At 66.5% G+C, this 12562-nt stretch carries 14 protein-coding genes; 2 read left to right on the top strand and 12 right to left on the bottom strand.

Features of this window, described 5'->3' with window-relative positions; genetic code table 11:
• Window positions 1-3: 3 nt before the first annotated feature.
• Window positions 4-441: a DUF2917 domain-containing protein gene (locus tag AC1RRP_RS08185; protein ID WP_493035007.1), complete on the bottom strand. Its 438-nt coding sequence runs from the start codon at window positions 439-441 to the stop codon at window positions 4-6.
• Between the two features lie 145 nt (window positions 442-586).
• Between AC1RRP_RS08185 and AC1RRP_RS08180 the strand changes: the two genes are divergently transcribed.
• Entirely contained in the window at window positions 587-1543 is a 957-nt protein-coding gene (locus AC1RRP_RS08180) for a LysR substrate-binding domain-containing protein (protein WP_493035005.1), read from the top strand.
• Window positions 1544-1559: 16 nt separating this feature from the next.
• Here AC1RRP_RS08180 and AC1RRP_RS08175 read toward each other — a convergent pair whose 3' ends face one another.
• A complete protein-coding gene (locus AC1RRP_RS08175; protein ID WP_493035003.1) occupies window positions 1560-2000 on the bottom strand; it encodes a PilZ domain-containing protein in 441 nt (146 codons plus the stop codon).
• Window positions 2001-2346: 346 nt separating this feature from the next.
• On the opposite strand from AC1RRP_RS08175, the gene AC1RRP_RS08170 reads away from it, so the two are divergent.
• Complete coding sequence (locus AC1RRP_RS08170; protein ID WP_493035001.1) at window positions 2347-2565, top strand: SlyX family protein; 219 nt, start codon at window positions 2347-2349, stop codon at window positions 2563-2565.
• Window positions 2566-2579: 14 nt separating this feature from the next.
• Here AC1RRP_RS08170 and AC1RRP_RS08165 read toward each other — a convergent pair whose 3' ends face one another.
• From AC1RRP_RS08165 to AC1RRP_RS08120, 10 genes are all read right to left on the bottom strand, one after another.
• A complete protein-coding gene (locus AC1RRP_RS08165; protein WP_493034999.1) occupies window positions 2580-3047 on the bottom strand; it encodes a nuclear transport factor 2 family protein in 468 nt (155 codons plus the stop codon).
• A gap of 2 nt (window positions 3048-3049) precedes the next feature.
• Window positions 3050-3493 carry a cyanase gene (cynS, locus tag AC1RRP_RS08160; protein ID WP_493034997.1) on the bottom strand — a complete coding sequence of 148 codons (444 nt, stop codon included), beginning with the start codon at window positions 3491-3493 and terminating at the stop codon, window positions 3050-3052.
• A gap of 37 nt (window positions 3494-3530) precedes the next feature.
• Complete coding sequence (locus AC1RRP_RS08155; RefSeq protein ID WP_493034995.1) at window positions 3531-4385, bottom strand: ABC transporter ATP-binding protein; 855 nt, start codon at window positions 4383-4385, stop codon at window positions 3531-3533.
• Window positions 4375-5232, bottom strand: a complete 858-nt coding sequence (gene ntrB / locus AC1RRP_RS08150) for a nitrate ABC transporter permease (RefSeq protein WP_493034993.1) — start codon at window positions 5230-5232, stop codon at window positions 4375-4377. The genes AC1RRP_RS08155 and ntrB overlap by 11 nt, the downstream gene beginning before the upstream one ends.
• Window positions 5233-5242: 10 nt before the next feature.
• Window positions 5243-6646, bottom strand: coding sequence for a CmpA/NrtA family ABC transporter substrate-binding protein (locus AC1RRP_RS08145; RefSeq protein WP_493034991.1), 1404 nt, complete (start codon window positions 6644-6646; stop codon window positions 5243-5245).
• 174 nt (window positions 6647-6820) lie between these two features.
• Entirely contained in the window at window positions 6821-7393 is a 573-nt protein-coding gene (locus AC1RRP_RS08140) for a histidine phosphatase family protein (protein ID WP_493034989.1), read from the bottom strand.
• A gap of 14 nt (window positions 7394-7407) precedes the next feature.
• Window positions 7408-7788, bottom strand: coding sequence for a PilZ domain-containing protein (locus AC1RRP_RS08135; protein WP_493034987.1), 381 nt, complete (start codon window positions 7786-7788; stop codon window positions 7408-7410).
• A gap of 78 nt (window positions 7789-7866) precedes the next feature.
• On the bottom strand, window positions 7867-10449 hold the full coding sequence (locus tag AC1RRP_RS08130; protein WP_493034985.1) for a sensor domain-containing phosphodiesterase: 2583 nt from the start codon (window positions 10447-10449) through the stop codon (window positions 7867-7869).
• Window positions 10446-11270 carry a creatininase family protein gene (locus AC1RRP_RS08125; RefSeq protein WP_493034983.1) on the bottom strand — a complete coding sequence of 275 codons (825 nt, stop codon included), beginning with the start codon at window positions 11268-11270 and terminating at the stop codon, window positions 10446-10448. The genes AC1RRP_RS08130 and AC1RRP_RS08125 overlap by 4 nt, the downstream gene beginning before the upstream one ends.
• Before the next feature lie 52 nt (window positions 11271-11322).
• Window positions 11323-12549, bottom strand: coding sequence for a class I SAM-dependent methyltransferase (locus AC1RRP_RS08120; RefSeq protein WP_493035518.1), 1227 nt, complete (start codon window positions 12547-12549; stop codon window positions 11323-11325).
• Between the last annotated feature and the right edge of the window lie 13 nt (window positions 12550-12562).

Genomic DNA, 12562 nt, shown 5'->3' with positions numbered 1-12562 from the left:
GGCTCAACGGCGCGTGAGCACGCGGTAGCCCGCGAGCAGCAGGAGTTCGGGATAGGCCACCAGCCCGCGCAGAAAGCGCAGCAGTGCACCGCCGGCCAGTTGCGCTGCCGTGTAAAGGTCTCCCAGTGATTGCAGCAGCGGTTCGGACCGGTGCTGCGGGCGGGCCGCGGCCAGCGGCAGCCATTCGAAGCCCAGCACGTCCTGGTCCAGCGACTCCAGCACCAGATGCCGCCCGGGCGCCACCGCCAGCCGATCCCCGGCCCGCAGGAAATAGTCGCCCGCGTCCGGACCGTGCCCGGTGGGCCGCTCATCCAGCGTGACCCAGGCCCGGCCCTCCCGTATGCGCAAGGTACCGGCGCCGCGCGGACGCAGGCTCAGCACCTGCCCAGCCGCCAGATTCCAGCAGCGTGCGACGCCGATCGCGTCGAATGATTGTTGCAATTCGTGATCGCCGAGAGAGACCATGACTGACTCCTTTTGAGAGTGTTCGGCATTGCATCATCAGCAAAATCTGCTGGTCCGTCTAATGAAGTCCAGTTAGGCTATTGATTCCGGATACGCATCAATCAACCCCCCACGGTATTCCATGTCCAGCCCTGACTTCCCGCCCCGCAGCCGCCCCATCGGGGTAGGCCAGTTGCGTGCCTTCGCGGCCGTCGCGCGGCACCTGAATTTCCGCGCCGCCTCGGAAGAACTGGCGCTCACGCAGAGCGCGGTGACACGGCAGATCCAGGCCCTCGAGGACGAGGTGGGCGTGAGCCTGTTCCTGCGCCACACGCGCGCCGTGGAGCTCACTGCCGCCGGGGTGCAGCTGCTGCAGGTCGTGCTGCCCTCGCTGGAGCGGCTGGACGGCGTGGTGCGCCAGGTCCGCCGCAGCGCCGGGCGCAAGAGCGTGGCCATCAGCACCTGGGCCTCTTTCGCCTCCATGTGGCTGATCCCGCGGCTCGAGGCCTTCCAGAGCCAGCACCCCGACATCGACATCCGCATCGACGCCTCGGACGCGCTGATCGACCTGGACACCGCCGATGTGGACCTGGTGCTGCGCTACACCCAGGCCTCCAGTGTGCCGGCGCACGCCGTGCACCTGTTCGACGAACAGCTCACCCCGGTGGTCAGCCCCTGGCTGCTCAAGAACCGGCCCCTGCAGCGCGCCGAGGACCTGGCGCATTTCACCCTGATCGAGGCCAACGAGGCGCAGCACAGCCACCCCATGACCTGGCTGACCTGGCGGCACTGGCTGGACGTCTACCGCCTGCGCAAGCTCGAACCCAAGCGCTGGCTCTACTTCGGTTACGCCTACCAGATCGCCCAGGCTGCACTGGCCGGCCAGGGCGTGGCACTCACACGCATGCCGCTGGTGGCCGACAGCCTGCGTTCCGGGGACCTGATCGAAGTGTTGCCCGGCATGCGCCTGGACTCGCCCATGGCCTACTGGCTGATCGCGGCGCCGCACAGCCATGCGCGGCCCGAGGTGCAGGCTTTCTGCGAGTGGCTCACGGGACAGGCAGCGCAAACGCGCCAGGCGATCGGCAAGGACCGCTGACGCGACCAGCCAAGACTCAGGCGGTGGCGCCCACCAGCACCGAGAGCTCGCGTGCCAGCAGGGCCGGATCCTGGGAGTTGCGCTCGATCAGCTGGCGCAGGTGCGTGACGCTGTCGAGGTCGATGTGCAGGCACTGCAGGCCCAGCTGGCTGCCCTGCACGCGCGTCACTGCCACCTCCATGGCAATGAAGACGGTGGGTGACAAGAGCAGGCGCAAGCGGCCGCGCACCCCCACCGGACAGGGCAGGGCTGCGCCCATGTCGACCAGCGCCCCCTTGAGGGAGACATCGAGCACCTGGACCTCGCGCATATACCCCGCAAGATTGAGCCGCGCCGGCGCCTGGTACACCGAGCGCAGGAAACGACGGTAGGCCGTCGAACGGTTGAGCACCGGAACAGCGTCCATCACCTCGACGGGTTCGGGGCGCGTGGCGAATTTCTTCCAGGTCTTGAACATGGTGTCGCGCCCTCCGTGTTGGTGTGGTTTGGATGTCGCAAGTCTTGCACCCGATGTGCAAGTCTCGCTCAGTAACGATAACCCGGATCCCTGTGGGAAACCCTCAGAAATCGCACTGTTACGAATGAACGACCAACACATTGCAGCTTAGGGCCGAGACTTGAGAAAGCACTTGAAGTACGACGTCTTCCGGCAGCAACAGTTCGCCAAAGAACACTTGCCTATCGACGCGGCCTCGCCCCCGAAATGGCACTGGTCTCGCACGTGCACACCGTCCGCCAAGGCACCATGGCTTGCAGTGCGCACCACCCAGCGGCAAGGCGGCTTTTTGAGGTCCAATACGGCCATGGATTCCACCCAAGACACCGACACCCGCCTGACCGAGCTGGAGATCAAGGCCAGTTATGCGGAAGACCTGCTGGATCAGCTGAATCAGACCATCTATCGCCAGCAACAGCAGATCGACCTGTTGCTGCGCGAAGTCATGGGCCTGCGCCAGCAGCTGCCCGAAGGCAGCGCGCCGGTGCTACGCAATCCACGCGACGAACTGCCGCCGCACTACTGAGGGGGGCTGTCCGCCTAGAGGCCGAGATCAATCAGGCCGGGATGGTCGTCGGGACGCCGACCCAGGGGCCAGTGGAATTTGCGTTCCTCGGCCCGGATGGGCTGGTCGTTGATGCTGGCAAAGCGTCGCTGCATGTAGCCGAGCGCATTGAACTCCCAGTTCTCGTTGCCGTGCGAGCGGTACCACTGACCCGAATCATCGTGCCACTCGTAGGCAAAGCGCACCGCAATGCGGCTCTCACTGAAAGCCCAGAGCTCCTTGATGAGCCGGTAGTCCAGCTCACGCGCCCATTTGCGCTGCAGGAACTGCCGCACCTGCTCGCGCCCCACTGGGAACTCGGCACGGTTGCGCCAGCGCGTGTCTTCGGTGTAGACGAGCACGACGCGGTCGGGATCACGCGAGTTCCAGGCGTCCTCGGCCAGACGCGCCTTCTCCGCTGCGGTCTCGGCAGAAAAGGGCGGCAGCGGGGGCTTGGCTTCCATGCTCAGTACTGCTTGTAGGGCAGGAACTTGCCCGAGAGCACCACGTTGACGCGGTCGCCTTTGGGGTCGGCCTGGCGCTGGATGTCCATGCTGAAGTCGATGGCGCTCATGATGCCGTCGCCGAACTCCTCGTGGATCAGCTCCTTGATGGTGGTACCGTAGACGTTGACGATCTCGTACCAGCGGTAGATCAGCGGGTCGGTCGGCACGGCGGTGTCCAGCGAGCCCTTGTAAGGCACGACCTGCAGCCACTTCTGCTCTTCGTCGTTGAGGCCGAAGATCTTGCCGAGCACCTTGGCCTGCTTGGCATCGAAGGTCATCTGGCCCAGGCAGCCGGCCGTGACCCACTCCTTGCTCAGGCCGACCTTTTTGGCCACGTCCTCCCATTTGAGGCCCTTGGCGACCTTGACGGTGATGATCTTCTCGGTGACGTCGTTGCGGTTCATGTGAACTCCTTCATGTTGTGGTGGCGAAAAGAAAACTTCAGTGCGCTGTGGCACGGGTGACCAGAAAATCCACGATGTGGTTGCGCAGCGCGTAATAACCGTCCAGGTGGTGCAGGCCGGCGCGGCTGCGTTCACGCGGCAGCGGGTTGACCACCACCTCGGCAATGCCGCCGGGCGTGTAGACACCTTCGTGCTCACTGCCGTTGCTCATGAGCAGGATGCGGTCGGCCAGCAGAATGGCCTCGTCCACATCGTGCGTGATCATGAAGACGGTCTGCTGGGTCTGGCGCACGATGCCCATCAGCTCGTCCTGGATGGTGCCGCGCGTGAGCGCGTCCAGCGCGCCGAAGGGTTCGTCCAGCAGCAGCATCTTGGGCGCGATGGCAAAGGCGCGGGCGATGCCCACGCGCTGCTTCATGCCACCGGACAATGCGCTGGGTTTGCGATCGATGGCGGGGCTCAGGCCCACCATGGCCACGTACTTCTCGACATGCACGTTCACCTTGGGCGCGGGCCACTCAGGCCAGCGCGACTTGACGGCAAAGGCAATGTTCTGGCGCACCGTCAGCCAGGGCATGAGTGCGTGGCCCTGGAACACCACACCGCGTTCCAGGCTGGGGCCCACCACTTCTCGGCCGTCCATGAACACGTGCCCGTTGGAGGCCTGGTCCAGGCCGGCCAGCACGTTGAGGATGGTGGTCTTGCCGCAACCGGAGTGGCCGATGATGCAGACGAACTCGCCGCGGTCCAGGGTGAAGGACACATCGGCAAACACGGGCTTGCCGGCCTGGTAGGTCTTGCCCAGCTGTTCGATCTTGAGAAAATCTTTCACGCCGAATTCCTTTGCTTGCGCAGCGCCGGCCAGTCCTTGCGCCGGCATCTCACTCCACATAGGTCACCGCCTTTTGCAGTCGGCCGAAGAGCAGGTCCAGCCCCATGCCGACCAGGCCGATGACCAGGATGGCAAACATCACATTGGTCAGCGACAGGTTGTTCCACTCGTTCCACACAAAGTAGCCGATGCCGGTGCCGCCCACCAGCATCTCGGCCGCGACGATGACCAGCCAGGCGATGCCCATGCTGATGCGCATGCCGGTGAGGATGGTGGGCGCCGCCGCCGGCAGGATCACCAGGAAGGCCTTGCGAAGGGGGCTGACCTCCAGCGTGGCGGCGACGTTGAGCCAGTCACGCCGGACCGAGGCCACGCCAAAGGCCGTGTTGACCAGCATGGGCCAGACCGAACAGATGAAGATGACAAAGATGCCCGACACCGAGGAGTCCTTGATGGTGTAGAGCGCCAGCGGCATCCAGGCCAGCGGGCTGATGGGCTTGAGCACCTGGATGAAGGGGTCCAGGGCACGGTGCAGCAGCGGCGACATGCCGATGGCAAAACCCAGGGGAATGGCGACCCCGCACGCCAGCAGGAAGCCCAGCGCGACCCGGCCCAGCGAATGGGCCAGCTGGATGGCGATGCCCTTGTCGTTCGGTCCGTTGTCGTAGAAGGGGTTGGCGAGGTGGCCCCAGACCGTGGCGCCCATCTGGGCGGGCGTGGGGAAACCGCCGCTCTTGCTCACGCCCGGGTCCTTGCCCATCATGCGGGCGTACTCCAGCTGCTCGGGCGTCAGGTTCGCCGCCGGCGCAGCCGGGCTGCCCGTGGCCGTGGCGAGGTACCAGATGCCCAGCAGGGTCAGCAGGATCAGGGTCGAGAGCAGGGCCGAGCGCAGTCGCAGCGATTGCATACGCGTGCCTTCAGGACGTCTTGCGGATGGGGAAGCTGCGCGCGTACTCGGCGGCCTGGGCCGGGTCGAACTCGCGGCCCATGATTTTGAACTTCGGGTAGGCGCCATCGGGCACCTTCTGGTCCAGTTCCTTCATGTGCTTCTTCGCGTCGGTCAGCAGGAACACCTTCTCGGCGATCTGCCTGTAGTTGACATCGCCCTTGATGTAACCCCAGCGCTGCATCTGCGTGAGCATCCACACCGCCATGCTCTGCCAGGGCATGGGATCGAAATCGGCGCGGTCGGGCACGTTCCGGATGCCGCCCAGGCCGTCGGCAAACTTGCCGGTCAGCACCTGGGTCAGCACCACCTCGGGCTGGTTCAGGTACTGGGCCGGCGCGATGACCTTGGCGATCAGCTCGCGGTTCTCGGCCTTGCGCGCCATGGCTGCCGCCGTCAGCACCGCACGGTACAGGGCGGCGAAGGTGTTCGGGTTCTTCTGAATGAACTCGGTGCTGGTGCCGAAGGCGCAGCAGGGGTGGCCGTTCCACAGGTCCTTGGTGAGCACGTGGATGAAACCCACTTCTTCGTATACCGCGCGCTGGTTGAAGGGATCGGGGCCGAGGAAGCCATCGATATTGCCGGCGCGCAGGTTGGCCACCATCTCGGGCGGGGGCAACACGCGGATCTGGATGTCGGTATCGGGGTTCAGCCCGTGCTCGGCCACGTAGTAGCGCAGCAGGAAGTTGTGCATGCTGAACTCGAAGGGCACGGCGAACTTGAAGCCCTTCCAGTCCTTCGGGTTGCGCTTGTCCTTGTGCTTGAGCGCCAGCGTGATGGCCTGGCCGTTGGTGTTCTGGATGGTGGCCACGTTCATGGCAGACGCGGTCGAGCCGATACCGAGGGACATGGCCAGGGGCATGGGGCTGAGGAAGTGCGTGGCGTCATACTCCTTGTTCAGCATCTTGTCGCGGATCAGCGCCCAGCCAGCCGTCTTGGTCACCTCGACGCTCAGGCCCTGCTTGCTGTAGAAACCCAGCGGGTGCGCCATGATCAGCGGCGTGGCGCAGGTGATCGGGATGAATCCGATCTTCAGCTCCTTCTTCTCCAGCGCGCCTTTTTCCTGCGCCATGGCCTGCAGGCTGGCCACGGGCAGCACGCTGGCGATGGCCGACATGGCCGCCCCCTTGCCCACGGCGCGCAGGAAACGGCGGCGTACCGCGTCCTGCGGGAACAGGGCCTTGACCAGCGTGGCCTCGATGAACTCGTTGCTGTAGGCCTCGAACTCGGCCGTCTCGCTGCGCGCCCGCAGCGTGGCAGCGGCCTGCGCGCTGGCGACCTCCTGCTGATGCTCGGCCACCGTGTGCTCGCGCCCGCAACTGCACTTGAGCATCAGCGGACGGTCAGCGTTGTAGGGATCGAAGTAGGGGGTCATGGCAGCACCTCGGGTAGTGGAATGCCATGTCTTATGCAATAGTCAGGCCAGCTTGTGTACAAGGCGGAGTCCCCCGGCAGCCAGCGGCAAGGCGGGCGGGCGGGGATCGTGCACGCGACTGGTGCGCGCGCGGGCACCACCTTGAGGCCCGCCCCCCGATGAAGAAGGGAAAGGTCAGGACAGGGGCGGAGGCGCGTAACGCACCGTGTCCTGCGGCCGGCCCTGGCGATCCACCCGCACCAGCACCATCTCGCTGCTGGCCACGCCACCACCCGCATAGGTGCTGATGTTCACCTGGTGCGTGACCAGGATGGGCGCGCGGTCCGGCGGACCACTGAGCAGGCGCGCCACGAAAGCCTGCAGGGCCTCGTTGCGCCGAGACGCCAGTTCGTATCGTCCGAAGAAGGAACCCAGGCTTTCCTCCACGCTCACCGCGCCAAAACCGAGCAGCTGCGCCGTCTCCAGGCAGCGGCACCAGGGGCTGGACCAGACCTGCGCCCTTTGCACACCCTGGCTGCGCAGCCACAGGCCGGCGGCGCGGGCCTGCTCACGGCCGGCCGGCCCCAGATTGCGTTGCGTGGCACAGTCGCCCCGGCGAAAGCCCGGCGGGTCGCCCACACCCGGGGCATCGGCGTGGCGCATGAGCAGGATGTGGCGGCCCGAGGCCAGCAACTCGCCAGGCGTGGCAGCGTAGCCCGGCGGTGCCAGCATCAGGGCGGGCAGACCCAGGACGAGACGGCGTTGCATCGAAGAAACCGGGCTCAGGCTTCGGCGCGGCCCTGGGTCACCAGGGTGGCGAGGTCACGCTCCAGCAGGGCCGGGTCATCGGCATTGTGTTCGACCAGCTGGCGCAGGTGCGTCATGCTGTCGAGGTCCAGGCGCTCGCAGTGCAGGCCGACATGGATGCCCTCGACATGGGCGACCGTGGTCTCCATGGTGATGGCCGCATCGCTGGCCAGTTCCAGGCGCAGCAGGCAGGCGTCACCCACGCTCCCGCCCCAGCTGGCCGGGACTTCGACCAGCGCGCCCTTGAGCGACACATCATGCAGAAACGCCTGGCTTTCGCGTTCGCCCAGGCGCAGACGCACCGGCGCGTGGAAAACGGAACGCAGGAACTGACGGCGATCGTGGGAGGTGTTCAAAGGCGGCTCCTGTTCCTGGAACGGATTCGGAGAGTATCCGCAGCGCGGCCGGGACTGTCAAACCGGCCCTGGGAGCCTTCAGCCGCGCAAGCCCATGCGCGCGAGCCAGTCTTCCAGCGGCTGCGGCTGGGCAAACAGATAGCCCTGCATGCGGTCGCAATGGTGGGCCTTCAGGAAATCGGCCTGGGCGCGGTTCTCGACACCTTCGGCCACCACTTCGAGGCCCAGGTGCCGCGCCATGGAAAGTATGGAACTGACGATGGCCGTGTCGTTGACGTCGTGTGGTGTGTCCTGCACGAAGCTGCGGTCGATCTTGAGCTCGAACAGGGGCAGGCGCTGCAGGTAGCTCAGGCTGGAGTAACCGGTACCGAAGTCGTCGATCGAGAAACGGATGCCCATCTTCACGAGTTCGATGATGCGGCGCAGGGAGTTGTCCCAGTCCTGGATGAACAGGCTCTCGGTCACCTCGAAGACCAGCTGCTGCGCCGGCGCGCCGGTCTCCAGCAGGATGGCCTGCACGCGCGGCACGAAATCCTCGTTGCGGAACTGGCGCGCGCTGACGTTGACCGAGAGCGATTGCGTGAGCCCTGCGCCCTGCATGCGCGCCAGGGTCTGGCAGGCCTGCCCGATCACCCATTCCCCCAGCGGCAGGATCAGGCCGGTTTCCTCGGCCAGCGGGATGAAACGCATGGGCGGGACCAGGCCGCGCAAGGGGTGCAGCCAGCGCACCAGCAACTCGCCCGCGACCTCCCGACCCTGGGCGTCGACCTGGGACTGCACATGCAGGCGCAACTGGCCGCTGGCCAGCGCCTCCTTGAGCTCCTGCTCCAGGGCCAGCCGCTCCTCCACCTCGTGCTGCATGGACAACTCGAAGAAGGCGATGCGGTTGCGCCCGGCAGACTTGGCGCGGTACATGGCGGTATCGGCCTCGCGCAGCAGGTCGTCGATCTGCTGGCCGGCCTTGGGGAACAGGCTGATGCCGAGGCTGCCCGTGCTGGTGTAGCTGAAGTTGTCGATCAGGAAGGGCCGGTCCAGCGCGGCGCGCACCTTCTCGGCCACGGCCATCGCCCCGCGGGCGCTGGCTTCCACGTCCTGGCCGAGTTCGTTGATGAGCAGCACGAATTCGTCGCCGCCGATGCGCGCCACCGTGTCCTCGGCGCGCAGCAGGGCCTGCAGGCGCCTGGCCACCTCGGTCAGCAGGTCATCCCCCACCGAATGGCCGCGCGCATCGTTGATCTGCTTGAAGTTGTCCAGGTCGACGAACATCACGGCACCGTACTGGTGGCTGCGCCGTGCCTGCGCCAGCGCCTGCTCGATGCGGTCGCGCAGCAGGCTGCGGTTGGGCAGGCCGGTGAGGGCGTCGAAATAGGCCAGGCGGAAGGTGTGCGCCTCCGCCTCCTTGCGCTCGGTGATATCGGTGTTGAAGCCGTGCCACAGGGTACCGCCGTCGGGCAGACGTTCGGGCTGGGCATTGCACAGGCGCCAGCGCAGGCCCTGCTCGGGCAGGATCACCCGGTACTCGATGCGCCAGGGCTGCAGGGTCTCGGCCGATACCCGGATCGAGTCGAGCACGGGCTGCAAGTCGTCCGGATGGATGCGCTGCAGGGCCAGTGCGGCGTCCTCGCGCACCGACTCGGGCGTGACCTCATAGATCGTGCGGATGCCTTCGCTGGCGAAGGGAAAGCTCAGGTCGCCGTGGGAATCCAGCCGGAACTGGTACAGCGAGCCGGGCACGTGGCGGGCCAGGTTGTCGAGCAGCGCAACCTGGTCCTGCAGCTGCTGCTGCCAGCGCAGGCGTTCGGTGATGTCGCGGAACACGATGCTGCTGAGCCATTGCCCGTCATGGTCGCGGTAGAGCGCCGAGGTGATCTCCACCTCGAACAGCGTGCCATCGCCACGTCGCATGCGCAGTTCGCCGCGGGCCTGGCCTTCACGCTGGCGAACGTCCAGCAACCGCGCCAGACGGAGATCGCTCAGGTCCAGCACGCCCGTGCGCCCACGCTCGCGTATCTCTTCCTCGTTCATGCCCAGCATGGCGCAGGCGGCGGCATTGGCTGCCAGCACTTCGCCGCCGGGTCGCGTCTGCAAGACGCCGTCGAGCGTGTGGTCGAACAGCTTCTGGTAGCGGTCCACCGCCAGCTGCAGCTCGGACTGCTTCTTGCGCAACTCCAGCTGCGCCACCACCTGCCGCGCCAGCAGGGCCAGGGTCTGGCGCTGTGCCTCGCTGAAGTCACGGGCCTGCCGGTCGATCACGCACAGCGTGCCCAGGGCCTGGCCATCGGGCATGACCAGGGGTGCACCAGCATAGAAGCGGATGTGGGGTTCCCCCGTGACCAGCGGGTTGTCGCGAAAACGCGGGTCCAGGCTGGCATCCGGAACGACCATGAGCTGCGCCGGCTGCTCGATGGCCACGCTGCAGAAAGCCTGGCTGCGCGGCGTCTGGTCGGCGTCCAGTCCCACGCGTGACTTGAACCACTGGCGCTCTTCATCGATCAGGCTGACCAGCGCGATCGGCATCCCCAGCCACGTCGAGGCCAGCTGTGCGATCTCGTCGAAACCCGCCTCGGGCGGCGAGTCCAGCACCCCATAACTTTGCAGGGACTGCAAGCGCCGCTGCTCGGCCGTGAGAGGGGCGCCGGGAGCCGGGTGGGCCGGATTCATATCGTCGCCAGCGTGTCCGGCGGCAGGCGGTCGATCTCGGCCAGCAGCTGCGCCAGTGCGCGGCCGGCGGCATCGAGCACGGTGCGGCCCTGCTCGGCCGTGGCCGCAGCCGCATTGCCCACGGCACCCGCCGAGTTGTAGTCCTGTATCTGCCAGCCCAGCTTGGCACTCTTGCCGTTGCCCAGGATGGGGAAGGCCTGCGCGCGCTGCTGCGAAGCGGAGGCAAAGTTCCGCGCCAGCGCCATCTGCACGCGCCCGGGCTTGAGCGCCAGCATCATGGCGGTCTCGATCTGGCCGGCGTGGATGCCGAAGCGGTGCTCCTCGGCACTGAACTGGCCTTCGACCTGCGCGCCCAGCGGCAGGTTGAACCAGTTGACGCTGTAGACCAGCATCCCCAGCCGCGCGCGCAGGTCACGCGCCACGATGTCCATCACGCCGACCTGACCGCCGTGTGCATTGAGCAGCACCAGTTTCTTCAGGCCGGCGCGCGCCACCGATTCGCCGATCTCGGTCCACAGGCTGATCACGGTGTGCGCCGACAAGGTGAGCGTACCGGGGAAGGCCTGGTGCTCGGGGCTCAGGCCCACGGCCTGCGTGGGCAGGAAGAGCACGGGCAGATCCGCGGCAATGTGCGGCAGGGCAGCGGCCACCACGCCATTTGCAAGATCCGAGTCCACGCTCAGCGGCAGGTGCGGGCCATGTTGCTCGGTGGCGGCCACCGGCAGCACGGCAATGGCCCGCGCCAGGTCGAGTGAGGCGAAGTCACGCGTGCAAAGGTCAGCCCAGAAACGCGGGGGGGTACCGGGGGTAGATGTGCCCATGCGCCTATCTTAGGGCAAGGCTCTCAAGGCAAGGCCGGACCAGGGCCGCCGGTCAATGCGGGTACATCCAGCGACGCGACCAGGGCAGGCCACGGGCCGGACGGCCCGCCTTGCGGCACAGCACCTGGTAGAGCGAGATCTCGTCGTGCTCGAAGGCCCACTGGCAGCCCGCCAGGTAGACACGCCAGATGCGCCAGCGACGCTCGCCCACCATGTCGCGCAGCGTCGCGCCGCCCGCTTCGAAGGCCTGGCTCCACAGCCCGGTGGTGCGCGCGTAGTGGCGGCGCAGGCTTTCCACGTCCAGCGCCTCCAGGCCGCCGGCCTGCAGGGTCTTGAGCACGGTGCTGATGTGCGGCAACTCCCCCTGCGGGAACACATAACGGTCGATGAAGCGGCCGCCGCCGTAGGCGGTCTCGCCGTCGTTGACGTCGGTGGACGTGATGCCGTGGTTGAGCACCCAGCCTTCGTCGGCCAGCAGGCCGTTGATGCAGGCGAAATAACCTTCCAGGTGCTTGAGACCCACGTGCTCGAACATGCCCACGCTGGTGATGCGGTCGAACTGGCCCTGCACGTCGCGGTAGTCCTGCAGGCGGATCTCGATGCGGTCCTGCAGGCCGGCCGCGCGCACGCGCTCCGTGGCCAGCTCGAACTGGCGCTGCGACAGCGTGATGCCGGTGCAGCGCGCGCCAAACTTCTCGGCCGCACGGATCACCAGCGCACCCCAGCCGCAGCCGATGTCCAGCAGGCGCTGCTTGGGCTGCAGCTGCACCTTGGTCAGGATGTGGTCGATCTTCTTGAGCTGCGCTTCCTCGAGGCCCTCGTCGCCATGCTCGAAATAGGCGCAGGAATAGACCATGCGCGGGTCCAGCCAGGCCTGGTAGAAGGCATTGGAGACGTCGTAGTGGTACTGGATGGCCGCGCTGTCGCTCTTCTGGGTATGCTGGAAGTGGCGGGCGATGCGCGTGAGCCGACTCTCGCTCCGGCTGCCGGCTTCGGCCAGGCGGTGCGCCATCTCCAGGATGTCGTCCACGCTGCCCTCCACATCGATCAGGCCTTCGACATAGGCCTCGCCCAGGCTGTCCAGTGTGGGAGAAAGCAGCAGGGGCACGGCGCTGGCCTTGCGCACCCGGATCACGACCTTGGGGGTGCTGAAATCGCCCAGGCGCAGGCCCGAACCGGGTGCCGGGTTCTCGCCCCATTGCACGAGCAGGGGCAGGTTGGATCTGGACTTGAGTTGAGCCACCCAGGGGCTCAACACCGCCTCCATGCTGGACGTCATCATGAATCTCCCT

It is taken from the genome of Hylemonella sp. GW821-FHT12C09, assembly GCF_058807395.1.
This window is presented reverse-complemented; position numbering and strand designations above follow the sequence as displayed.